The organism is Erwinia oleae (genome assembly GCF_000770305.1).
GTDB lineage: Bacteria > Pseudomonadota > Gammaproteobacteria > Enterobacterales > Enterobacteriaceae > Erwinia > Erwinia oleae.
In genome coordinates, this window is sequence record NZ_JNVB01000003.1 from 117,360 (window position 1) to 140,402 (window position 23,043).

25 protein-coding genes and 1 pseudogene are annotated in these 23,043 nt (G+C 58.9%); 19 read left to right on the forward strand and 7 right to left on the reverse strand.

All coding sequences use genetic code 11. From position 1 onward, the window contains the following. Window positions 1-6: 6 nt before the first annotated feature. From fliS to GS12_RS01995, 8 genes are all read left to right on the forward strand, one after another. On the forward strand, window positions 7-390 hold the full coding sequence (fliS, locus tag GS12_RS01960) for a flagellar export chaperone FliS (RefSeq protein WP_034943439.1): 384 nt from the start codon (window positions 7-9) through the stop codon (window positions 388-390). Further along, window positions 390-692, forward strand: a complete 303-nt coding sequence (locus GS12_RS01965) for a hypothetical protein (RefSeq protein WP_034943441.1) — start codon at window positions 390-392, stop codon at window positions 690-692. Before fliS ends, GS12_RS01965 begins: the two co-directional genes overlap by 1 nt. Further along, a complete protein-coding gene (locus GS12_RS24805; protein ID WP_052118327.1) occupies window positions 689-1,684 on the forward strand; it encodes a flagellar hook-length control protein FliK in 996 nt (331 codons plus the stop codon). Before GS12_RS01965 ends, GS12_RS24805 begins: the two co-directional genes overlap by 4 nt. A gap of 3 nt (window positions 1,685-1,687) precedes the next feature. Next, the gene (locus tag GS12_RS01975) at window positions 1,688-2,155 is read left to right on the forward strand and encodes a flagellar basal body-associated FliL family protein (protein ID WP_034943443.1); all 468 of its coding nucleotides are present in this window, start codon (window positions 1,688-1,690) and stop codon (window positions 2,153-2,155) included. 9 nt (window positions 2,156-2,164) lie between these two features. Then, the gene (locus GS12_RS01980; RefSeq protein WP_034943445.1) at window positions 2,165-2,863 is read left to right on the forward strand and encodes a FliA/WhiG family RNA polymerase sigma factor; all 699 of its coding nucleotides are present in this window, start codon (window positions 2,165-2,167) and stop codon (window positions 2,861-2,863) included. An 11-nt stretch (window positions 2,864-2,874) separates the two neighbouring features. Beyond that, window positions 2,875-3,741, forward strand: coding sequence for a flagellar motor stator protein MotA (gene motA, locus GS12_RS01985; RefSeq protein ID WP_034943447.1), 867 nt, complete (start codon window positions 2,875-2,877; stop codon window positions 3,739-3,741). Then, on the forward strand, window positions 3,738-4,589 hold the full coding sequence (gene lafU, locus GS12_RS01990; RefSeq protein ID WP_034943449.1) for a putative lateral flagellar export/assembly protein LafU: 852 nt from the start codon (window positions 3,738-3,740) through the stop codon (window positions 4,587-4,589). Before motA ends, lafU begins: the two co-directional genes overlap by 4 nt. Before the next feature lie 256 nt (window positions 4,590-4,845). Further along, window positions 4,846-5,433 carry a cupin domain-containing protein gene (locus tag GS12_RS01995; RefSeq protein ID WP_034943451.1) on the forward strand — a complete coding sequence of 196 codons (588 nt, stop codon included), beginning with the start codon at window positions 4,846-4,848 and terminating at the stop codon, window positions 5,431-5,433. Here the strand turns inward: GS12_RS01995 and GS12_RS02000 are convergent. The 3 genes from GS12_RS02000 to GS12_RS02010 all read right to left on the reverse strand — a co-directional run bounded on the left by GS12_RS02000 (window position 5,430) and on the right by GS12_RS02010 (window position 8,516). Then, window positions 5,430-6,644 carry a serine hydrolase domain-containing protein gene (locus GS12_RS02000; RefSeq protein WP_052118328.1) on the reverse strand — a complete coding sequence of 405 codons (1,215 nt, stop codon included), beginning with the start codon at window positions 6,642-6,644 and terminating at the stop codon, window positions 5,430-5,432. The two genes, GS12_RS01995 and GS12_RS02000, sit on opposite strands and share 4 nt — an antisense overlap. A gap of 185 nt (window positions 6,645-6,829) precedes the next feature. Beyond that, a complete protein-coding gene (locus GS12_RS02005; RefSeq protein ID WP_052118329.1) occupies window positions 6,830-7,381 on the reverse strand; it encodes a phosphate/phosphite/phosphonate ABC transporter substrate-binding protein in 552 nt (183 codons plus the stop codon). Beyond that, window positions 7,302-8,516: a fatty acid desaturase gene (locus GS12_RS02010; RefSeq protein WP_072016823.1), complete on the reverse strand. Its 1,215-nt coding sequence runs from the start codon at window positions 8,514-8,516 to the stop codon at window positions 7,302-7,304. The genes GS12_RS02005 and GS12_RS02010 overlap by 80 nt, the downstream gene beginning before the upstream one ends. Window positions 8,517-8,795: 279 nt before the next feature. Here GS12_RS02010 and mdcA point away from each other — a divergent pair, with 279 nt between their 5' ends. The 8 genes from mdcA to mdcH all read left to right on the forward strand — a co-directional run bounded on the left by mdcA (window position 8,796) and on the right by mdcH (window position 15,846). Further along, window positions 8,796-10,451: a malonate decarboxylase subunit alpha gene (mdcA, locus tag GS12_RS02020; RefSeq protein ID WP_034916977.1), complete on the forward strand. Its 1,656-nt coding sequence runs from the start codon at window positions 8,796-8,798 to the stop codon at window positions 10,449-10,451. After that, entirely contained in the window at window positions 10,451-11,302 is an 852-nt protein-coding gene (locus GS12_RS02025; RefSeq protein ID WP_034916975.1) for a triphosphoribosyl-dephospho-CoA synthase, read from the forward strand. The genes mdcA and GS12_RS02025 overlap by 1 nt, the downstream gene beginning before the upstream one ends. Window positions 11,303-11,311: 9 nt before the next feature. After that, window positions 11,312-11,614: a malonate decarboxylase acyl carrier protein gene (gene mdcC, locus GS12_RS02030; protein ID WP_034916973.1), complete on the forward strand. Its 303-nt coding sequence runs from the start codon at window positions 11,312-11,314 to the stop codon at window positions 11,612-11,614. After that, entirely contained in the window at window positions 11,604-12,437 is an 834-nt protein-coding gene (locus GS12_RS02035) for a biotin-independent malonate decarboxylase subunit beta (RefSeq protein ID WP_034943458.1), read from the forward strand. Before mdcC ends, GS12_RS02035 begins: the two co-directional genes overlap by 11 nt. Then, window positions 12,437-13,237 (forward strand): biotin-independent malonate decarboxylase subunit gamma, encoded by an 801-nt coding sequence (gene mdcE / locus GS12_RS02040; protein WP_034943460.1) that lies wholly within the window; start codon window positions 12,437-12,439, stop codon window positions 13,235-13,237. Before GS12_RS02035 ends, mdcE begins: the two co-directional genes overlap by 1 nt. 128 nt (window positions 13,238-13,365) lie before the next feature. Next, window positions 13,366-14,325, forward strand: a complete 960-nt coding sequence (locus tag GS12_RS02045) for an AEC family transporter (protein ID WP_034916968.1) — start codon at window positions 13,366-13,368, stop codon at window positions 14,323-14,325. A gap of 1 nt (window position 14,326) precedes the next feature. Next, window positions 14,327-14,944, forward strand: coding sequence for a malonate decarboxylase holo-ACP synthase (locus GS12_RS02050; RefSeq protein WP_034943461.1), 618 nt, complete (start codon window positions 14,327-14,329; stop codon window positions 14,942-14,944). After that, window positions 14,941-15,846 carry a malonate decarboxylase subunit epsilon gene (gene mdcH, locus GS12_RS02055; RefSeq protein ID WP_034943463.1) on the forward strand — a complete coding sequence of 302 codons (906 nt, stop codon included), beginning with the start codon at window positions 14,941-14,943 and terminating at the stop codon, window positions 15,844-15,846. Before GS12_RS02050 ends, mdcH begins: the two co-directional genes overlap by 4 nt. On the opposite strand, the gene GS12_RS02060 is transcribed toward mdcH, so the two are convergent. Then, window positions 15,821-16,759, reverse strand: a complete 939-nt coding sequence (locus GS12_RS02060) for a LysR family transcriptional regulator (protein ID WP_034916963.1) — start codon at window positions 16,757-16,759, stop codon at window positions 15,821-15,823. The genes mdcH and GS12_RS02060 overlap by 26 nt on opposite strands. Window positions 16,760-16,947: 188 nt before the next feature. On the opposite strand from GS12_RS02060, the gene GS12_RS02065 reads away from it, so the two are divergent. The 3 genes from GS12_RS02065 to GS12_RS02075 all read left to right on the forward strand — a co-directional run bounded on the left by GS12_RS02065 (window position 16,948) and on the right by GS12_RS02075 (window position 19,270). Beyond that, on the forward strand, window positions 16,948-18,219 hold the full coding sequence (locus tag GS12_RS02065; RefSeq protein WP_034943465.1) for an acid phosphatase: 1,272 nt from the start codon (window positions 16,948-16,950) through the stop codon (window positions 18,217-18,219). A 96-nt stretch (window positions 18,220-18,315) separates the two neighbouring features. Beyond that, on the forward strand, window positions 18,316-18,756 hold the full coding sequence (locus tag GS12_RS02070) for an SRPBCC family protein (protein WP_034916960.1): 441 nt from the start codon (window positions 18,316-18,318) through the stop codon (window positions 18,754-18,756). A gap of 13 nt (window positions 18,757-18,769) precedes the next feature. Beyond that, complete coding sequence (locus tag GS12_RS02075) at window positions 18,770-19,270, forward strand: GNAT family N-acetyltransferase (protein WP_034943467.1); 501 nt, start codon at window positions 18,770-18,772, stop codon at window positions 19,268-19,270. 200 nt (window positions 19,271-19,470) lie between these two features. On the opposite strand, the gene ftnA is transcribed toward GS12_RS02075, so the two are convergent. The 3 genes and pseudogenes from ftnA to GS12_RS24570 all read right to left on the reverse strand — a co-directional run. After that, window positions 19,471-19,974, reverse strand: a complete 504-nt coding sequence (gene ftnA / locus GS12_RS02080) for a non-heme ferritin (RefSeq protein WP_034943468.1) — start codon at window positions 19,972-19,974, stop codon at window positions 19,471-19,473. A 267-nt stretch (window positions 19,975-20,241) separates the two neighbouring features. Beyond that, window positions 20,242-21,903, reverse strand: coding sequence for a methyl-accepting chemotaxis protein (locus tag GS12_RS02085; RefSeq protein ID WP_034943470.1), 1,662 nt, complete (start codon window positions 21,901-21,903; stop codon window positions 20,242-20,244). 135 nt (window positions 21,904-22,038) lie between these two features. Then, window positions 22,039-23,043 (reverse strand): annotated as a pseudogene (locus tag GS12_RS24570) (hypothetical protein); the annotation flags it as partial.

Consider the following 23,043-nt stretch of genomic DNA (forward strand, 5'->3'; position numbering starts at 1 on the left):
ACAGTTATGTACGGAAATTCCAGCGACTTTACGCAGTATCAGGAGGCGGATCTGGCGATCCGCACCGCAGCGGCCACGCCGCATCAGCTGGTGCTGATGCTGTTCACTGGCCTGATGGACGAGCTGACCTGCGCCAAAGGCCACATTCAGGCGAAGCGTTTTGAACGTAAGGCGACCAGCATCAGCAAGTGCATCGATATTCTTAACGCGCTGACCAGCGCGCTTGATTACGAACGCGGCGGTGAGCTGTCGCTGCGTCTGGCGAGCCTGTATGACTACTGCGTCTATCGCCTTTATGACGCCAGCCATCATCTCGCCGTCGAGCAAATTGATGAAGTTGAAACCATTCTCCGCAATATCCAGCAGGGCTGGGAAGGAATGAGTGCCTGATGGATAAGCGCATTCTTCAGCTTGGCAGTGCACTGGAACGAGCCGCTCAGGAAGAGAACTGGAGTGAGATCCGCCGTATCGACAGCCGCATAAGCCAGCTGTTAACGACGATCCGCAAACAGGGTTTGCAAGAAGTACTGCGCGACGATCTGGAGACACTGCGTAAAAGCCATTTAAAAGCAGCCACGATTTGCCAGGAGCAGCATGATGTGCTGCATCTCAAAATTCAGCAGCATCAGCACAGCCGCGAAGGGCTTCAGGCCTATGCGCTGTTCGTTAACGATCGGGAGGAGGGCCAATGACGCCGGTAACACTGACTCCTCAGCCGCAGGGCAACGTTGCCAGTATGGATATGGTGATACCGGCAGCCGCGGCACCGCTTTCGGACATGCTAATGCCCGCGCTGCAACCTTTACAAATTCTACAGGCCACGCCTGAGACGCTGCCGCCGCAGGAACAACCGCCTGCCGATGACGACCACGACAGCGATCCGCAGGTGCTGCTGGATTTACTGCTGGACGTTGCGGCACAGCCCGTTCAGCCAGAGATAGCTGTGAATACGGTGGTGCCGCAGCCCGTCGAACAAGGGACGGATATGCTGCCCTCTGCGCAAACCGTTGTGGCCGCGCAGTCGGCGCCCGCGCCCGCTGCCGAGCAGGTCGGCGCCGCGGCTGAGCAGCAGCGCGCCGTACCCGTCAAAGCGCCGCTTAAGCTGACCTCGACGCGCGATGCGGTTCTGGCCAGCAAGGCCGTTCAGCAGGCGCTGCAAACATCGCGGGAAGAGGGCGTCCACTCGCTTCAGGCACCGGCTTCGCCGCTGGTCACTGCGATAGTGAATAAAGAGGATCTTGCGGCGGCGAGAACGCCAACGATCGCGCTGCCGACGCAGCCGGAGGCGCAGGCCGAAGCGCTGAAAAAAGCGCTGGGCGAACGGCTGGAAATGCAGATCGATCAGCGGAGCCAGAAAGCCACCATCCGGCTCGACCCGCCTCAGTTGGGCAAGCTGGATATCTCGATTCACTACGAATCCGGGAAGCTTCAGGTTCAGATCCAGGCCGCGCAGCCGGAGATCACTCGCCTGCTGCAACAGATCAGCAGTGAAATGCGCGCCAGCCTGAGTGAACAGCATCATGTTCAGGTAAACGTTCAGGTGTCGACACAGAGCGGTGACAGCCGCCAGCCGCAACAGCAGCAGCGACATCAGTATCGGCAAGACGCGCCGATCGCCAACAATAACGAAGAGGTGACGCTGCCCCGGCAACGCACTGACGGCACACTACTGACAATGGTTTAAACAATGAAAATTTTAATAAATGTACTGATTGCATTGGTGACCAGCGTCTTTACTGCCGTTTTGGTTGTTGTGGCTAATCACTACCTCACGCAGCAGACCGCACAGGATAAAACGACGCTGTTCTCCTTTTTTTCCAGCAACGCGCCGGAAGAGATCACGCTGCACTTTGTTGAAATTAAGGATCAGGTCATCACCCTGAAAAGCAACTCGCATAAAGAGCGCTATCTGTTGCTGGATATGGCGCTCACCGCGCGCGATGAACCGATGGTGCTAAAAACCGAGAACATGTTGCCCAAAATCAAAGGCATCACCGTCGACGTTCTCAGCACCATGGAGTATCAGCAGGTGCGGAATATGTCGGTCTCAGATCTGCGGGATCTGCTGATGGCTGAGTATAAAAAATGCTTTAAAAACATGGGCGTCGCGATGCCATTCGACGACGTTACCCTGTCTAAAATGGTCTTTCAGTAGCGGTGGGTTATGAGCACATTTACCGAACTTAGCGACGTTACCGCGCTGACGCCGGCCGAAGAGAGCCGCTACATGATGCAGTGGCTGCCGCTGGTCAAAAAGGTGGTGCGCCAGCTGGCGTCTCAGGCCGACAGCGTGATGGACAGGAGCGACATCGAGCAGGTGGCGCTGATGGGGCTGCTTGAATCGCTGCGACGCTATGGCCAGCCGGATGAATTTTTCGCCAGCTATGCCATGCAGCGCGTTCGCGGTGCGGTGCTGGATCAGTTTCGCCAGCACGACTGGCGACCACGCAGCCTGCGTCAGAAAACGCACAAGACCAACGATGCGATACGCGAGATGACACGCAAACTGGGACGTGAACCAACGGATCAGGAGATCTGTGAGCAGTTGAATTTGAGCTGCGAAGCGTTTCAGGAGTACCTGTTGCTTGAGTCCGCCAGTGCGACGGAGAGCCTGGACAACCTGCTTTCCGGCGAGATCCATCACGGCGTTTTTGCCGGGCGCGAGCTGGAGGAGGAGGTCAACATTCAGCGCACGCTGGCGGTGGCGCTGGCATCGCTCGACGAGCGGGAAAAAACCATCCTCAGCCTCTACTACCAGCAGGACATGAGTCTGAAAGAAATCGCCCTTGTGCTCAACCTTACTGAAGCGCGGGTTTGTCAATTAAACAAAAAAATCAGCGAGAAGATTAAAACTTTTTTCTGAGCGGAAGAATCATGCAGAAATTTATTGGGCTGATCGTGGTGCTGGCCAGCGTGATCGGCGGCTATATGATGTCGGGCGGCAAGCTGTCGTCGTTCTGGCAGCCGGGCGAATTGGTTATCATCCTTGGCGCCGGCGCCGGGGCGCTGATTATTGCCAATCCAAAACACGTGCTGAAAGCCATGCTGGGACAAATCAAGGCAGCGGTACGTAAAGACGAACAGAATGATGAATTCCAACATCAACTGCTGATGTTGATGTATGAACTGCTGGAACTGGTGCAGGACGGCGGCCTGAAGGCGCTTGATGAACACATCGACGTGCCGGACAGCAGCGCGCTGTTTACCCGCTATCCGTTGATCCTGAAGGATAAAGGCTTCATCACCTTTATTTCAGATAACTTTCGCCTGATGGCGATGGGGAAGATCAACGAGCACGAACTGGAAAGCATTCTTGAAGCCGAAATCGAAGCGGTGGAAGAGGAGCTGCTGGTGCCATCGCGTTCGCTTCAGCGTACCGCAGAGGCGATGCCGGGCTACGGCATCTGTGCGGCGGTGTTGGGGATCATTATCACCATGCAGTCCATTGATGGCTCCATCGCGCTGATTGGCCTGAAAGTGGCCGCCGCGCTGGTCGGCACCTTCCTCGGCGTCTTTTTCTGTTACTGCCTGATGGATCCGCTGGCGAACGCGATGGAGCAGTGCATGAAAAAGCGCATGACCGTTTTTGAGTGTATCCGCACCGTACTGGTAAACCATGCCGCTGGCAAACCGACGCTGTTGGCGGTGGACGCCGGACGTAAAATGCTGCCGGTGGAAAATAAACCGACCTTCGCCACGCTGGATGGTTGGGTTAACCAGATGACCGAGCGTACGCCATGAGAAAAGGCGGGCACTCCACCACCATTATCAAACGCGGCAGCCGCAAGGCCCACCACGGCGTGCATACTGGCGCATGGAAAGTGGCCTTTGCCGACTTCACTCTGGCGATGATGGCGCTGTTTATGGTGCTGTGGATTGTCAGTTCAGTGACGCAGGATGAGCGCAAAGAGATTGTGGCGCACCTTAACGGCGAATCCATTTTCAGTGAATCACGGTTTGCGCCCATTACTAACGCGGGTGGAAAAGGTGCGGCGATGATCGGCGATGCGGCGAAGCCGGAACCCGAGAAGTTGGAAGAGGTGATTTCCCGATCCGATCGCGAACTGGAGACGCTGAGCAATACCATTAATGACATCACCGCGGCCAACCACGCGCAGGGCAACCTGTCGCTGGAAAAAGTGCCGCAGGGTCTGCGCATTCTGCTTAAGGACGACAGCAACCGCATGATGTTTACGCGCGGCAGCGTCACCATGACGCCTTTCTTTCAGCGCCTGCTCTCGGAACTGGCGCCGGTGTTTAACCGGCTCGATAACCAGATCATGATCACCGGTCATACCGATGCCGCGCACTACCGCGATGCTAAAAACTACAACAACTGGAATCTTTCCGGTGACCGCGCGCTGGCGGCAAGGCGCGTACTGGAGAAAGGGGGAATTCAGCAGGATCGCATCATGCAGGTTAATGCGATGGCCGATCGCATGCTGCTGGACCCCAACGATCCTTACGCTGCCAGCAACCGGCGCATCGAAATCATGGTGCTCACCAAAGCTGCCGCCGATACGCTTTATCAATTTTATGGTCCGCATGGCGTCAACGTCGTTAAGCCGATAGCCGACCGTTTACAGTAACCTGTCAGTGCCATTGAGTGTTTTATTGCTCGACCGGTGGCGTTTTGCCACCGGTTTTTTCTTTTCCTGCCCGCACGCCGTTTTGGTGTTACCTCTCTGTTACGCTTCCCATGCAATGGTTTTCAGTGACGCAAGATGATTTGAGTTAAGTATTTAAAATTAATAACTTAACTGCTTGCGCGCGCACATATTTAGTTTTATGTCATGCTAAAATGACACAAGAAATTAACCTACGCCTGTCAACAGGAGATGTCGTATGTTGCTGCCATCAGGAAGTCTGCTTGCCATGATGTCTTTTGCTGCCGGGACGTTTTCCGCTGGCGCATCGGGCAACCCACAGTTTATGACGCTTCAGCGCACCGCTGGCGTGCCGAATAACCCGCTGCCGCTGATTATCTATCCGCAGGTGGTGCCGGACGATGTGGAGGATATCGCCAGCTGGTTTGAAGATCTCTTCGCCCGCCATCTGTGGCTGCCGCGCTGGCGCTATCCGGTCTATCCCTATACGCACTACCATCCCAACACCCATGAGCTGCTGGGTATCAGCGCGGGCTCGGCACAGATTCTCTTTGGCGGTGAAACCGGGCGGGCGGTGACGGTGCACACGGGCGATGCGGTGCTGATCCCGGCGGGCGTTGGTCATCAGCAACTGGCGGCCAGCGATGACTTCTTTGCAGTAGGAGCCTACCCGCGTGGGATGCAGCCTGAAACATGCCGCGACGAGCCGTCGCTGATGATGCAGTCACTTGAGGCCATCGACCGCGTGCCGATGCCGCAGCATGATCCGATCACAGGCGGAGAGGGCGCGGTGACGGAAATCTGGCATCCGCTGCTGCATCGTTAGCGGGTGGCAGGCGGCGTCGCGCTTTCACAGCGATGCTCTGACGCGGCCGCCATCCTCAGCAGCATCCGGTGACCGACAGCGTTATCCCAGTTGAAGCTGTTTTGCAGCACCACAATCGCTGTTTTGTGCTTCACATCCATGCCGATATAGCTGGCATAGCCGCCGATAAACCCGGACTGATAAACGATTTTCTGCCCGTTAACCTCATTGACTAACCACGCCAGCCCGGCGGAGTCGCGTTCAGGCGCACGAAAGCGTGGAGCGATTGCCTCGGCAAAGGCGCGGTCAAGATCGCTACGTCCGCTGCCGTTCAGGTGTGCATCCAGATAGCGCAACAGATCGCTGGCGCTTGACCATAGCGAAGCAGCGCCCACCATATAACCCGAAAACTGCCAGTCCGGCACCGTTTCGCCCCGACGGACGAACGTGGGCTGATCGCCCGCATGGCCTCTGGCCCGCAGCATATAGCCCGGCAGGGCCGAAGGCTGATAGCCGGTGTGGTGCATGCCAAGGGGCGCAATGATTCGCTGCGTGGCGATCTGCTGCGGTGAGGCCTGCGCGCCTGTGGTAATGACGTAATCAAGGATTGAGTAGCCGAGATTGGAATAAACTACGCGGCGTGGCGCGGGGCGTTGGAAGTCACGGAGGTAGTCACGAAAGTCGCCACGATCCAGCTCGTCGTAAAAAGGCGCGCCGGTAAACAGATAAGTCATCAGGCCGCGCAGCATATGCAGGCTGGGTATCTGGCGCGGCAGGCCCGCGGTGTGGGTCGCCAGCTGCTCCAGCGTTATCTGTCTGGCATCGGCGCTCAGCGCCTGTGGATTATCGGCCAGCTCGCCGAGCGTGGTGTTCCAGCGTAGTTTCCCCTCATCCACCAGCAGCGCCGCGCTCTCGGCGGTAAACCCTTTGGTAATGGAACCGACAGCAAAGAGCGTATCGCCGGTAACGGGAATACGCCGATCGCTGTCCGTAAAGCCATAGCTGAAAATTTGCCGCTGGCCGCCGGCCTGGAGCAGCGCGACCACCATGCCCGGCGTGCGGCCACGGGCGACCAGCGGTTGCGCCAGCGCGTCGATCTGTTGTCCGATCGGGATATGGCAGCTCGCCAGCAGGCTCGCCTGCGGCGTGATATCAACGCTGTTGCGGGAGAGCGACGCGCAGCCGCCTGCCAGCAGGCAAAAGGGAAGCAGCAGTGAAGTCAGTTTGGTCATACAAAAGGCTGTGTTGATGAGTTGGACTGCCGCATTCTTTTAACGTCATCAACAGGCTACCGGCGTGATGTTATGCCGCGGGTTTCGCTTAATGCCAACAATTAAAATAGGCGATAAAAGTTATTAAAAATAACAGGTTATGTTACTAAGGTAGTGTAGCCTGGACGCGCTTTAACCGCAAGGCGTCAGGGAAGCACCACGCGCCATGCCTCGCGCGGCAAAACGGAAAAATCCTTAATCAACAGCGCTGCCAGCAGCGTTTTATTCTGCGGCGCGCTGACCACGTCTCGTAAGCCGCTACGCAGCGCCGCCAGGGTCGTGGGCGGCGTATCGGCCGAGGTGATCAGCGGCAGACCCGGCACGCTGGCGGTCTGGCCGATGATCTTCAGCCCGCGCGTCTCCTGTGGAAAATGCATGCCGATCAGCGCCCAACTTACGCAGTCGATGGCGGCAACGTCCGCCCGGTTCTCGCGCAGCAGCGCCAGCGAACGGCGGTGGCTGCCGGACATTTCTGTGGCGGCGAAAAAAACCGGCCCGTCGGTCAGCTTCATCAGCGCACGGTAACCGGACTGCGAGTCCTCACTGTTACAGGCGAGTCGACGCTGGCGAAAAGCCGCCAGCGAATCGCCGCTTTCCGTCTCGCGCGCCACAATCCAGCTACGATAGTGCGCGCCGTCGCAGCCCGGCGCGCCGTAATGAAAAGCGCCCACCACCTGCACCGACGGCAGCGCGGTCATCAGCGGATAGCCGCAGGTCTGGCTGAGCAGCAGATCGCGCTGCCGCCAGTGCGGCAGCAGGGGATCGGGCCAGCTCAGGCTGGCAGGCAGCATGTGCCCGGGCATGGCGGTCTTCAACGCCTGCCACAGCGATTCCACCTGCTGCGGCTTGAAGGGATACATCGGCAGTGAAGCAATCATTGGCGCGCCTGTCGGAAGAGGAAAAAGGGTGAACGTTAACGGCAACCGGCGACAACAGATGCGCCTCAAACCAGGCGCTGTAACCGTTCACCACAAAGTTTTCGCTGCGCTGGCGGTAAGCCTCCCTGTCCGCCAGCCAGACGCGGCGTAGTTCATACCACGGCAGACCGGGCAGATCGTGATGCACCAAATGATAGTTCAGATTGAGAAAAAGCAGGCGCCACAGCGGCCCCGCCTCGTTCAGCACTGAGCGCGCAGCGGGATTGTCTTCCGCGCGATGTTCGTAAAAGGAGCGGATTTTGGTCAAGCCCAGCGCCGGGTAGCTCACCGCAGCAAGATACCAGAACGCGGCAATGCCGTGCAGATCCAGCCACCAGAACACGCCCGCCAGCATTAACAGATGCCCGATCCACATGCGCAGTTCGGCCCCGTCGCCCGCTGCTATTTTATGCAGCCCGTTTTTCAGCGTGCCGACGATATCGATGAGCGGCCCCAACGCCACGCGTCCGGCCAGCGTATTCCTTACGGCGGCAAGCAGGGGAAAAAGGCGCGGCCAGCGCCGCCACTGTTCCTGACTGTAGTAGTAGGTTTCGGGATCGAAGCCGGGCAGGGTGAGCTCTTCATCGCGATGGTGTTGAAGATGCGAATCACGATAAAGCCGCCAGGGAAACCATACCGCCAGCGGCAGCAGGCCAAAAAGCTGATTAAACCCATCCCGGCGCGTGGGATGACCGTGGATCAGCTCATGCTGAAGCGACATATACCAGGTGGTGAGGAGGATCAGCAGCGGCGTCGCCAGCAGCGGGCCCAGCGTTTGCCAGCAGGCCGTGACGCTAAACCAGCCGCCGTAAACGCAGAAAATAATGCCCCAGGTGGGCAACTCGCTGCGTCCCAGCCAGCCTGCTGCGCGCTGTTTAATTGCCATCCGCTGCTGTTGATGAAGGTAATAGGCCATTGCGACACTCCTGTAACCGGAGCATGCAGTATGCCGCGCTGTTCAAAGCGCCTGAAATAGCAAAAACAAATGAGGTCATGCGTTTTATGGCAATAGCCGCAGCCGCTTTTTGTGAGCCATTTAAAGTAAGTGCCCGTTTAAACAACTGTTATAAGACAGTTATTACTATTCATTACTTTCAGGCTAATGATTACACGACGGGCTTAATTGATGAATCGATTCGACAGGCACACACTCTAAGCCAGTTACTAATCCCGTGTAAGATCTACTGGAGGTGATATGTTGCCTGGACAAACGTCCGCTCGCGCCTGGGATACACGCCGTACCGAAAAAAAACGGCGTATTGAGGCACTTGGCGTCAGCGGCAAAGTGCTGCCAACCGATGATCTGGTTGGCATGCTGCAAAAACTGATCGCGCCCGGCGATCGCGTGGTACTTGAAGGAAACAACCAAAAACAGGCTGATTTCCTTTCTCGCTCACTGGCTGAGGTGAACCCTGCCATTGTCCACGATCTGCATATGATTATGCCGAGCGTGGGACGCAGTGAACACCTTGATATATTCGAAAAGGGCATTGCCCGCAAACTCGACTTCTCATTTTCCGGCCCGCAAAGCCTGCGCATCTCTCAGCTTCTTGAAGATGGACAGCTCGAAATCGGTGCCATTCATACCTATATCGAACTCTACTCTCGCCTCTACGTTGACCTTGCGCCAAACGTGGCGCTGATCGCCGGTTATAAGGCCGATCGCAAAGGCAATCTCTACACCGGACCCAGTACCGAAGACACGCCCGCGCTGGTTGAAGCCGCTGCTTTTCATGACGGCATCGTGATTGCGCAGGTGAATGAACTGGTGGATGACGAGTGCGATCTGCCGCGCGTTGATATCCCCGGCTCATGGATCGACTTCGTGGTGGTGGCGGACAAACCGTTCTTTATTGAACCGCTGTTTACCCGCGATCCGCGTCTGATCAAGCAGGAACACATCCTGATGGCGATGCTGGCGATCAAGGGCATCTATGCAGAACATCAGGTGCAGTCACTCAATCACGGCATCGGCTTTAACACCGCCGCTATTGAGCTGCTGCTGCCGACTTACGGTGAAAGCCTTGGCCTGAAGGGCAAAATCTGTAAGCACTGGACGCTGAACCCGCATCCGACGCTGATCCCGGCCATTGAAAGCGGCTGGGTTGACAGCGTGCACTGCTTCGGCGGCGAAATGGGCATGGAGAACTACGTGGCGGCGCGTCCGGACGTCTTCTTCACCGGCGCCGACGGCTCGATGCGTTCCAACCGCGCCTTCTGCCAGATGGCCGGACAGTACGCGGTGGATATGTTTATCGGCTCCACCCTTCAGGTTGACGGCCTGGCCAACTCCTCAACGGTAACCCGCAGCCGCCTTTCCGGCTTCGGCGGCGCGCCGAATATGGGTCACGATCCGCACGGTCGACGCCATGCAACGCCGGCGTGGCTGGCGATGATCAACGAGCCGGACCCGCTGGCGCGCGGCCGCAAGCTGGTGGTGCAGATGGTGGAAACCTTCCAGGCGGGCGGCAAGCCGACCTTTGTTGAAAGCCTTGAGGCGGTGGATGTGGCGAAAGCCGCGAAAATGCCGCTGGCGCCGGTAATGATTTACGGCGATGACGTCACCCACGTGCTGACCGAAGAGGGGATTGCCTACCTCTATCGTGCAAAAACGCTGGAGGAGCGTCGCGCGATGGTGGCGGCGGTAGCCGGGATCACCGATATCGGCCTCGGCGTGGACGCCAAACGCGTTGCCGATCTTCGCCGCGAAGGCAAAGTGGCCTTCCCGGAAGATCTGGGGATCAAACGTACGGAAGCCAGCCGCTCTCTGCTGGCGGCGGGCAGCGTGGCCGAACTGGTTGAATGGTCAGGCGGTCTCTATAACCCACCGGCTAAATTCCGGAGCTGGTAATGAAACAGCCCTTACTGCAACAGATTGAACTGCCCGCAACGCAGATGGCGGAACTGGCAACCCGCTGCCTGATCGACGAAGCGCGCCTCAGCCCGAAACCGGGCCTGGTGGACAGCCGCGGCAGCGGCGCACATCAGGATCTGACGCTGGCGTTGATGGAGCGTTCGGCACACAGCCTGATGCCAACCTTCCGTGCGCTGGCGCTGCACAGCTGGCATCGTCCGGCCGATGTGGCGCTGCGTCAGGAAGTAGGGCGTCTGGGCCGCGAAGGCGAACGGCAGATGATGCAGGCGACGGGCGGCGTCAACACCCATCGCGGAGCCATCTGGGCGCTAGGGCTGCTGGTCAGCGCCTGCGCCATGCGGCAGGGCGAAACCCGCCCTGAAGCGCTGGCGGAAACCGCCGCCGCGCTGGCCGCCATCCGCGATGACGCCGCGCCGAAGCTGTTCAGTAAAGGGCTGCGCGCCACGCAACGTTACCGGGTGCCGGGCGCGCGCGAAGAGGCGCAGCAGGGTTTTCCGCACATTATTACGCTGGCGCTGCCGCAGCTTGCGCGCAGCCGCCTTGCCGGGGCTTCCGAAGCACAGGCGCAGCTCGACGCGCTGATGGCGATTATGTCGTCGCTAAGCGATACCTGCGTGCTTTCCCGCGCCGGTTCAGCCGGACTGGCGTCAATGCAGCAGGGCGCGCGGGCGGTGCTGGAGGCCGGTGGCGTCATGCAGCCGCAGGGCCGACAGAAGCTCGCCGCGCTTGATGCGCAGATGCTCGCGCTTAATGCCTCGCCGGGTGGCGCCGCCGATCTGCTGGCCGCCACGCTGTTTTTAGATCGCCTGGTCGATCTCCCTTTTTAAGAGGACGTTATGGAACAGATCACTTTTTCCCTTCCGGCCACGCGCCAGCTCAGCGGTAAAGCGCTGTCAGGCGTGGTGGGTTCCGGCGATATGGAAGTGCTGTTTGTGGCCGACAACGGCCAACAGCTTACCGTCAACCTGACCACCTCGGTGGACAACAGCAACAAGCGCTGGCAGGCGCTGTTCGACCGCCTCAGCGCGTTTGGCATCCTGCCGTCGGGTCAGATGACAATTCATGATTTTGGCGCCACGCCGGGCGTGGCGCGTATCCGCATTGAGCAGGTTTTTGAGGAGGTGAGCGATGCGCAATGAACGCAGCTTTATCGAGCTGAAGGCACGCCAGCGTGCACATCTTCTGCTGGATGAGGGCAGCTACCGCGAGCTGCTGGATCCGTTCGAGGGCATCATGTCGCCCTGGCTTGGGCCGCAGGGCATTGTCACCCAGGCCGACGACGGCATGGTGGTCGCAAAAGGCACTATCAACGGCCAGTCCGCCGTGGTGGTGGCCATTGAAGGCGCCTTCCAGGGCGGCAGCATGGGCGAAGTGTCCGGCGCAAAAATGGCGGCCGCGCTGGAGCTGGCGGCAGAAGACAATCGCAACGGCATCCCAACCCAGGCGGTACTCTGTCTGGAAACCGGCGGCGTGCGGCTTCAGGAAGCCAACCTGGGCCTGGCGGCGATTGCCGATATTCACGCGGCAATTGTGGATCTGCGTCGCTACACGCCGGTCATCGGCATTATCGCCGGCACGGTAGGCTGCTTCGGCGGTATGTCGATTGCCGCCGCGCTCTGTAGTTATCTGATCGTCACCCGCGAAGCGCGTCTGGGGCTGAACGGCCCACAGGTTATCGAGCAGGAAGCAGGCATTGATGAATACGATTCGCGCGATCGTCCGTTTATCTGGAGCATGACCGGCGGCGAAACCCGTTTCCGCAGCGGCCTGGTGGACGCGCTGGTGGAAGACGGCGAAGAGACGGTGAAAAAAGCCATGCTCGACGCCATCGCCAAAGGCGTGCCCGCGCAACATCGCTCCGATAACTATGACTATTTCCTGCCGCGTCTGAGCCGCTTCGATACCGCGAAACAGGCCGACGCTGAGCAAATTAACCAGCTGTTTGCCAAGGGAGAAGAATAATGAGTAACGCTATCAGCCGTGGCGAGACGTGGCTTGCCCGTCTTACCGATAACGCGCCGCGCATGAGCGGGCTTTGCCCCTCCGTACAGGTGGCCGACGCCACGCTCGGCAATGAACCGGCGCGCTTTGTAGCGGTGATCCCGGATGCCAACAACCACTACCCGCGTGCGGTCAAAGGGGAAGTGGGGCTGCTTGAAGGCTGGACGCTGGCGAAGGTGGTCAGCGAGGTTATCGCCGCCGATGCGAACAACGAAACCAAACGTCCCATTGTCGCGGTGATTGACGTTGCCAGCCAGGCCTATGGTCGCCGTGAAGAAGCATTCGGCATCCACCAGGCGCTGGCGGGGGCGGCGGGCGCTTACGCCAACGCGCGGCTGGCCGGTCATCCGGTGATTGGTCTGATTGTCGGCAAAGCCATGTCCGGCGCGTTTCTGGCGCATGGCTACCAGGCAAACCGACTTATCGCCTTTAACGACAAAGGCGTGATGATCCACGCGATGGGGAAAGACGCCGCCGCGCGTATCACGCTGCGCAGCGTCGAGTCGCTGGAGAAGCTGGCGGAAACTATTCCGCCGATGGCCTACGACATCGACAACTATCGCTCGCTCGGCCTGCTTGAGGATCTGCTGGACATTGGCGACGCCGATGCGCCTTCAGACGAAGACGTCGCGACCGTACGACACACCGTTGAACAGGCCGTAGTGACGGCCCGTCGCGACCCCGGCCTCAGCAGCCGCTTACAGGCCGAAAACCGACGCAGTTCTGCGCTGGTACGCGAAAAAATGCGCGCCGCCTGGTAACACCCATAAAAAGACAAACCTGCCAGGCGATCTTCTGAGCACGCTTTGCGTGCTCATGGTTCTACCCTGTAAAAAAATACTCATCGCGCCTGTGCTTATCGATTTCTAACGTTTAACAGGTGATTTTTATGACTTACGTGATTATTCATGCCCTTGCTCCGATTTTTGTCATCATGCTGCTCGGTTTTTACGCCGGAAAAGCGAAGATGGTCGATAACCGCAATGTGGCGCTTCTCAATATCTTTGTAATGGATTTTGCCCTGCCAGCCGCGCTGTTTTCCGCGACCGTGCAGACGCCGTGGGCGGGCATTTTGCAGCAGTCGCCGCTGATTATCGTGTTAGTGCTGGCGATGTGGATTACCTACGCGGCAATCTACTTTATCTGCACAAAAGTGTTCCATAAGTCTCCGCAGGATGCGGCGGTGCTGACGCTGACCGTGGCGCTGCCTAACTACGCGGCGCTGGGACTGCCGATTCTCGGTAGCGTACTGGGTGAAAATCCGGGCACCTCGCTGTCGGTGGCAGTGTCCATCGCCTGCGGATCGGTACTGATGACGCCGTTCTGTCTGCTGATCCTTGAGCGCGAAAAAGCGCGTGCTGCGGGCGGCGTACAGAAATCAAGCCTGGCCATGCTGCCGGTGTTGATGTGGCGTTCGGTGACCAAACCGATCGTGTGGGGGCCGTTGCTGGGCGTGGTGCTCTCCGCCATTGGCATTCGCATGCCGGAAATGGTGCTGGCAACCATCAAACCGTTGGGCCTGGCCGCCACGGCGGCGGCACTGTTCCTGACTGGTTTGATCCTCTCTGCGCGTCAGCTGAAGATCAACCAGGCGGTGATCGTCGCCAGCCTGACCAAGCTGGTTATTCAGCCGCTGATCGCGTGGGGTATTGTGATGGCGCTGGGGCTGCACGGGCAGATTGCCATCACCGCGATCCTGATGATTGCGCTGTCGGCCGGTTTCTTTGGCGTGGTATTCGGTAACCGCTTTGGCGTGGAGTCGCCCGATGCCGAAGCCGTGCTGCTGATCACCTCGGTGCTGTGTATCATTACCTTACCGATCTTCATCTCGTTAACTTCTGGAATGTAGTATGCAACAGGCGTTTCACCCGCACGATCTGGTCTGGCTTACTCACGAAAGTGACCTCACCGGGGCGTTGCCCGACTGGGTGGCCGCGCAGTGGCGGCAGACGCTGCCGCTGGTGATCCGGCGCGATCGCGATGCGGCGGGACGCCTGCCGGTAGGGATTCGCGGCCTGAAGCGCGAGCAGCGCGCCGCCGCCTGGGTAGCGATCTCCGCCGTCCGGCGGCAGGTGACGCCAGAATCACTGAGCGAGACAGGGTTTCTGCTTCGCTCGCCGTTTGTCTCGCTGCCGCCGGTACAGGCGGCGATCCAACTGGCGCAGCAGCGCTGGCCGTGGGTATGGGGCATTACCGGTAGCGTCGGCTACGCGCTGGCGACCGACATGCCGGTCATTCACGGCGACAGCGATCTCGATCTGCTGATCCGCTGCCCCGAACCGGTAAGTCACGAGGCGCTCATGCGCTGGCAGCAGTTCAGCCAGCAGCTGCCGTGCCGCGTTGACACCCAAATTGAAACGTCGCACGGCGCCTTTGCGCTGACGGAGTGGCTGCGCGACGGGCGAGTCATGCTGAAAACAAACGACGGGCCGCGCCTGACCGCAACGCCCTGGCAGGAGATAGCATGAAAATTTTACTGACCTTTCCGGGGCAGGGGCCGCAGCGCCCCGGGATGTTGCAGGGGCTGCCTGATGGCGACGCGATCCTTTCGCAGGCCAGCGAGGTGCTGGGCGAACCGGCCGCGCAGTTAGACAGCGCCGATGCGCTGCGGCATACCCGCGCGGTGCAGCTCTGTCTGCTGATAGCCGGCACGGCGAACGCCCGCGATCTGCTGGCGCGCGGCCTGACGCCGGACATGGTTTGCGGACTGTCGATTGGCGCGTTTCCGGCGGCGGTGGCGGCCGGAGCGCTGACGTTTGACGATGCGCTGAGGCTGGTGGCGCTGCGGGGCGAACTGATGGAGCAGGCGTATCCTGAAGGCTATGGCCTGACGGCGGTAGTCGGCCTTTCACTCAACCAGTTGGAGCCACTGCTGGGCGAGGAAACCTGGATTGCCAATATCAATGCTGAACGTCAACTGGTGATTGCGGGCAGCGAAGCGGCAATGCAGGCGGTGGCGCAAAAGGCGCTGGACGCCGGCGCGGAGAAAGCCCATCGGCTCAGGGTGAGCGTGCCGTCGCACTGCATGCTGCTGGCCGAACCGGCAAAAAAACTGGCCGCCGCTTTTGCCGACGTCACGCTGGAACGCCCGCGCTTCGCCTATATGAGCGGCAGCAGCGCGCGGGTGCTTTGGCAGCCGGCGCAGATTGCCGAAGATCTGGCGTTTAATATGTCGCGTACCGTTCGCTGGCACGAGGCGATGGTCGCCGCCAACGAGCGCGAGGTGCAGCTGGCGATTGAGATGCCGCCGGGCGCGGTACTGACTGGCCTGACGCGCCAGGCATTTACCGCCGGCGAGGTGCTGTCGCTTGAGCAGGGCGGCACCACGCTTGCCCTGACGCTGGCTAAACGACTGCGTCACGCCCGTTGAGGCGCTGAAGACTGTACATGCGCCCCTCGGCGGCCAGCGCCAGCAGGTTAGGATCGTGCTCGCGGTTACGTTCAAAAATAATCGCCAGCGTCTGCCGCATCTGATACAGCGCCTCCAGTTCCAGCAGCTGTACGCTGTTTTCATACACGCGCTTCATGCGCCCTGGGATCAGCGTCATGCCGACGCCCGCCTGCACCAGACTCAGCATGGAGAAGATATCGTTGACCCGCATGACGATATCTGGCTCGAAGCCCGCCAGATGAAACGCTTCCTGAAAACCGTGATAGGTGGCGAACCCCTCCGCCAGCGACACGAATTTGTGGTGACGGAAATCGCGCAGATCGGCTTTATGGCGCGTGTCCAACACTTCGCTGGTCGGCGCCGCGAGAAAAATATCGTCCTCAAATAGCGGCAGTACCTCAAAGCGATGGCGATCGATAACGCTGTCGTTTAGTGAGATAAGAATGGCGTCCAGGACGCCGGACTTCAGTTTGCCGAGCAGCGCCTCGTTGGAATCCATCGTTAAATCGAACTCAACGCTGGGGCGTCGCACTTTCATACCCATAATCAGCTGCGGCACCGTATCCAGCGTCAGCGAATAGAGCGTGCCCAGCCGCACGCGCCCCAGCCCGATGCCTGCGGTTTTCAGCGTCTCTTCCACGCCGTGCGACATGATATCCATCACCTGCTGGCTGTACTGAAAAAGCGTGTGCGCCGCAGGCAGCGGCACCAGGTTGCGACCCTGAAGAATAAACAGCGGACAGCGAATTCCCTCTTCCAGCGTATGCAGCGCGCGGTGCACGCTCACGCTGCTGATCCCCAGCGCCTCGGCGGTGCGCGCTATATTTCCCCGGTGCATAAAAGCCATAAAAATATCAAGCTTGCGGAAAGTAATATCTAAATCAATTTTCATTATTGTGTCCGACAACAGATGCTCGTGGATGAATTCTAGCCTAAGGTGGCGCGCGCTGTCATAAGCATGCTGCCGGGCCAGACTTCGCGATTGCCACGCCATGAAAGAAAAATATGCCCGCGTTCATCTGTTTGACACATCGGTCTTTTAGCCTGCCAGGCGATTATTCTCTCTTTTAAGGAACGGCAATGCGCATCCGCAAATCACTGTTGATTATGTCCCTGATCTGTAGCCCGATGAGCCAGGCTGAAAACCAGGCGATGACGCCTCAACGTCTTCACACAATGATCGACAACACCACGCCTGCCAGTGACAATGCCGACCTTGTCGCAATGGAAGAAACCGTGCGGCAATCATTGGTGAATGCGCTGAAAGGCGAGGCGCCGACGCTCACGCGCGCGCAGTTAAAAGAGGTTAAACAAAACGCTACGCTGGCCGACAGCGCCTGGCTGAAAGCAAGCGGCTATGACTTTGCCAAACGCGCGAACCAACAGGCGGGTATTACGCTGCTGAGCGGTTTTTCTGCGCTGCCGCAGGCCACGCTTGACGCCAGTCTGAAAACGGTTGAAGCGGTTAACCTGAACGCGTCTGAAGGCCAACGTCGTCAGGCGATCGTGGACGCGGAAGGTCAGGATCATCTCTTCTTTCTGGCCGATGCATTAGGGCCAAAACTGGGACGCGCTTTCATTGCTGCGTATCAACGCGGAGAAATAAATAAAGCGGCGGCGCTGATCAAGGCCAGCGAAGTGAGCACCAGCGCGGCAAAAAAACAGTTTAACTATCCGCGACCGTTTTTAGTGCCAGGCAATACGCTTCATTTTGTGCCTGACGCATCGATAGTGAAAGACAATCAGCCCTATCGCGCCACCGAAGGCGCCTTTCCCAGCGGCCATACGAATACCGGTTACACCGATGCGCTGCTACTGGGCGAAATGCTGCCGGAGCGTTTTGTGCCGCTGATGGATCGCGCCGCCCGCTACGGCTATTCGCGTATGGTGCTGGGCGTGCACTATCCGCTCGATCTGATCGGTTCGCGAATGGTGGCGCAGCGTAACGTGGCACACTATCTGAATGATGTGAAATATCACGCGCTTTTCGACGAGGCGAAACAGCAGTTGCGCAGCGCACTGGAAAAAGCCTGCGGAACGTCGCTCGCCGCCTGCGCAGGCCCGGCAGGCGATGCCGACCCCTACGCTTCACCGCAGATGGATCGATTTTATCGTTATACGATGACATACCACCTGCCGCACGCCGCTGTGAACGCCTCACCGGTTATCGTTCCTGAGGGGGCGGAAGCGCTGCTGGAAGGCCCGCTGCCGCAACTCTCTGCGGCGAAGCGTCGCCAGTTGATGGTCGCTACCGCGCTGGAAGGCGGCTATCCGCTGTCGGGAACAACGTCTGAACAAAACTTCTGGCAACGGGTAAATTTGCCGGCGGCGGTGAACGCTGCGCGCCGGTAGCGCGATTGCGCGACAGGGCTCTAAATGTGAATGCGAAGTAAAAAAAGCGCGGTTACCATGCTAAGGTCTTTTATTCCCAAAAAAAGGAGCCTCCCCGTGTCTCATACCGCTTATGCCAGCCGTATTATCGCCGCCACACCTGCGCAGATTTGGCCGTTTCTTTCTGATTTCAACGGATTACCACGCATTCACCCTGGTATCTCACACAGTGAGCTGGAGCAGGGCGTTACCGAAACGGCCGTGGGCGCAGTCCGTAAACTGACGCTGCCTGACGGGTTCGTGCGCGAGCGTTTGCTCAAACTGGATGTTTCCGGCTGGGAGCTGCACTATGCGATCATCGAGGGTGTGATGCCGGTGACCGACTATGTTGCAGTGGTAAAACTCAGCCCGAAAGACGATGGCACCACGCTGGCCGAATGGTGGGCCGATTTTGACGTGCCGGACGGCGTGGACAAAGCCGACGTGGCGCAGGAGGTCAGTGAAGGCGTATTTGCGACCTGTTTGCAAAATGTCGCGTTGCTTGTTGGCGGGGCCTGAATCAGGAGAGCATATGTCTGGTCATAACGTTACCCTCCAGCGCTATCAGCCTGCTTACCAGCAAGGCGTTATCGCGCTGATCCTGCCGATCCAGAACCAGGAGTTCGGCATTGCTATCACCGCAGAGCAGCAGCCCGATCTGAGCGACATTGCAGGTTTTTACCAGCAGGGACAGGGTGGTTTCTGGCTGGCGATGGTGGACGATCGGGTGGTGGGCTGCATCGGCCTGAAGGACATTGGCAACCAGCAGGCGGCGCTGCGCAAAATGTTTGTGGCACAGGCCTGGCGCGGCAGGCAGTACGGCGTGGCCAGCGCGCTGCTGACCACGCTGCTTGCCCATGCCCGTCAGCAGCAGGTAAAGGAGATCTTCCTCGGCACAACCGATAAATTTCTTGCCGCGCACCGCTTTTACGAAAAAAACGCCTTCAGCGAAGTCACTCGCGAGGCGCTTCCTGCCGCCTTCCCGTTGATGTCCGTCGACAGCAAATTTTATCGCTTATCCCTTTTTTCCTGAGTCCTTTTTTGAGCAACTGGTTAACGCCAGCTGCTCAAGGTCACCGTGTTTTTCGCTAAAATCAGCGAAGAAGAGATGCAGTGCCACGCCGGATTTGGGCTGACGCCTTTACCGCGCCCTGCACGCCCGATACCCATGGTTGTTAACTATAAAAAAAGGGCCGATGGCCCTTTTTAAACATGGTTTTCAATCAGTTACGACTACTGCGGCGCGTGATCACCCATCGTTTTCAGATCTTTATCCACCAGGAACAGGCTCTCGCCGCTGGTGCCCGCCAGCGCCAGTTTATCAAGGACAGACTTGAACAGCCTCTCTTCTTCATGCTGCTCGGCCACGTACCATTGCAGGAAGTTAAAGGTAGAATAGTCCTGCGTGGTCATTGCCACATGCGCCAGCTCGTTAATTTTGCCGGTGATCAGCTTCTCATGCTCATAGGCCTGCTCCAGCACTTCATTTAGCGAGTTGAAGGTCACCGGCGGCGCAGCGATGCTGCCGAGCACCGGCATGGCGCCGGTATCGCTCAGGTAGTTGAACAGGCGCTGCATATGCTGCATCTCTTCGGTGGAGTGGCCGCGCAGAAAAACGGCGGCGCCCTCATAACCTTTATCAGCGCACCAGGCGCTCATCTGTAAATAGAGGTTGGCGGAAAAGAATTCCAGGTTCAACTGATCGTTCAGTTTTGAGGTCATATCAGCAGTTAACATAACGCGGCTCCATAAATGATATTTATTTTATAATAAGTAATTGAGCGCATTATGCACGGCGGATGTCGAAATAAAAACCGTTTGTTTTTATTTTTAGGATATTTGAGCAGAAATGTAACATCATGAAAGTTAACTGATAATTATTCACGCGGCGCTGTTAATTATTCCGTTTCAGGAATCATTTTGAGAACGATTATTATTAATGCGCGGTTAAAAAAAAAGGCCGCTGAGTGAATCAGGCGGCCGTGAAGACAGATCGGTTTAAAATCAGAACGTTTCCCAGTGGCCTGCATCGGTGGCTGCGACCGGACGCGCCGCCGCCAGACGCAGCGGCTGCGGCTTCACCACGGAGGCAGTGAGTGCGGCTGCGTGTTGGTCAATGCGAAACACCGCCACCGCCTGAGAAAGGCGGCTGGCCTGCTCCTCCAGCGAGGCAGAGGCAGCGGCGGACTCCTGCACCAGCGAAGCATTCTGCTGAGTGACGCGATCCATCTCGGTGACCGCCTGGCCAATCTGGTCGATGCCGCGACTCTGCTCGTCGGAGGCCGACGCGATCTCGCCCATAATGTCGGTAACGCGTACCACGGCGTTGACGATGTCGTGCATGGTTTCACCTGCGGTCGCCACCTGCTGCGAACCGGCATTCACCCGACTGACCGATGCCTCAATCAGCGCTTTGATCTCTTTTGCCGCCTGGGCGCTGCGCTGCGCAAGGTTACGTACCTCGCCAGCCACCACCGCAAAGCCGCGGCCCTGCTCACCCGCGCGCGCCGCTTCCACCGCCGCGTTCAGCGCCAGAATATTGGTCTGGAAAGCAATACCGTCGATCACGCTGGTAATATCAGCAATTTTCTTCGAACTGGTGGCGATTTCGCCCATGGTTTGCACCACGCCATCCACCACCTGACCGCCTTTTCCGGCAGTATCCGAGGCGCTTTTCGCCAGCTGCGACGCCTGACGGGCGTTCTCGGCATTCTGCTTAACGGTGGCGGTAAGCTGTTCCATGCTGGCGGCCGTCTGCTCCAGCGAGGCGGCCTGCTGCTCGGTGCGCGCCGACAGATCGTTGTTGCCGGTTGATATCTCACTGGCACCGTTGTAGATGGCGTTGGCACTGTCGCGCACGTTGCCGACGGTGCTGATCAACGACTGCTGCATTGCCGTCAGGTTGCTGGCGAGCTGACCCATTTCGCTGCGGCTCTCCAGCACCAGCGTCTCAGAGAGATCGCCACCGGCGATGCGCTGAATGTGCGCAAGCAGCAGCTTCAGCGGCGTCAGCAGAACCTGGCGGATCGCCACCCATACCGCCGCCACCAGCAGCGCCAGCGCCAGCAGCACCACACCAAGCGTCCACGCCATATGGCTGTAACCTTCCAGGTTATCGTTCATACCTGCCTGCAAAAGCTGGCTGTTCTGCTTGCGCCAGAGGTTGTAGCTGTTTTCCAGATCGTCCTGCGCCTTCTGCGCATCGAGATTGCCGTAGGCGTCGTAGTTACTGGCAGAGAGATACTGGATCGACATTTTCAGCGTGTCATAAAACTGCTGATAGTTATTCGCCACGGCTGCGGTGATGTCGGCGCTCTGTCCGGCCTGTACCGGCGAATTTTTATATTGATCGAAATGCGATGCCGCCTGATCGAGCGTCTGCCCGGCGGTGTTTAACAGCTTATCAATGGCCGCCAGCGACGCCGGATCGGTTTGCTTCTTCAGAAAACGGATCGCGACGCGGTTGATGGTGACGCGGGTTTTCACCAGCGTCTGCCAGCTATCGCTAAGCTCGCCCTGCTGATGATTCAGGACGCTGGCGCGGGTAAAGTTCGCTTTGTCCCGGCTGATGGCGTTAAAGGACAGCGCGCTGGAAACCAGCAAAAGCGCACTGAAAACAAGCATCGTCACGGCGATGCAGGTCACGACTTTTATATTTTTTAGCATAGTGCGCACTCAGATTAAGGGATTGCCCGGTAACAGATTATCGGTCTGGCGCGGCATAAACTTTAAGCGGGTTTTGAAAGTAAAGTAAAAGAGATGTTAACCCGATGATTTGGGTGAGTTAAAAAGATGCCGCCGTTACGGTCGGCTGGCCAGTTGCCAGCGGGGCGATGCGCTGAGCTGTCGGTAACTCGCTTGCAGCGTTTCCGGCGTGAGCGCGTTAATGCGATCCGCCGTCAGCGGGTAACGCGTCTGCCAGTGTTCGAGGATCCCGGCCTCGTGACGCGGTGCTGCCGCCGGTTTAAGGCAGCGCAGCGCGAGCGCGCGTAGGCTGTCGGCAGTCTGCGCGTCAATAATCGCGCCCGCCTCGCTGATAAAATGCGTAATCAGATCGAAAAGTTCAGCGGCCGACAGCGTCGGCGACTGGAGCGCAAACAGCAGCCCGGCCGTGCCTGCTACCTGATGAAAGCGACAGCTCACCACGTAGCCGATATTTCGCTCCACCCGCAGTTGCTGAAAAAAGCGTGGGCCGAACAGCGCCGCCATCACCGGGTACGCGACATAATTTTGCGGCGTGTGGTCGGCCAGCGGGCAGTAAACCAGCACGGCGGTATCGCTGCCCGCCATCGGCCAGACAGCCTTTACCGCCGCCGGGCGCGTCGGCGCGTCGGCGGGAGCAAACGGGGCGGGGAAGTGCGACAGCAGACGGCTCAGCGTATCGGCAAGCGCGCCGCCGCCGCCGCCGTACAGCGCGGCGCGCCACGGTATGTTATCGCGACTGCGCTGAAGCAGATCGGGCAGCCGCGCCAGCAGCGCGCGCACCGCAATGTCTTCAGACGCCGCCTCCTGCATTCGTCGGGCCAGCCGCTGGCCCCGGGCGCAATCGACCGCATCCATTGAGCGCAGCGTTTGCACCACGCGGTACAGCATCGGCGGCAGCCTTTCGCCGCTGCCGCTGAGCTTAAGGAGCCAGACGCCCTGCTCGCGGGTGAAGCTCACCTCGCCGCCAGCATGCTGGCACTCGCCGCCCGGCGCCTCAAGCGACGCCGCGATCTGCGCCGCGCGGGCGGCGGGAAGCAGCAGGTCAGGGTGTGGACTCAGCAGCAGCAGGGTCGTGTCCGCAACGGGCACATGCGTTAGCGC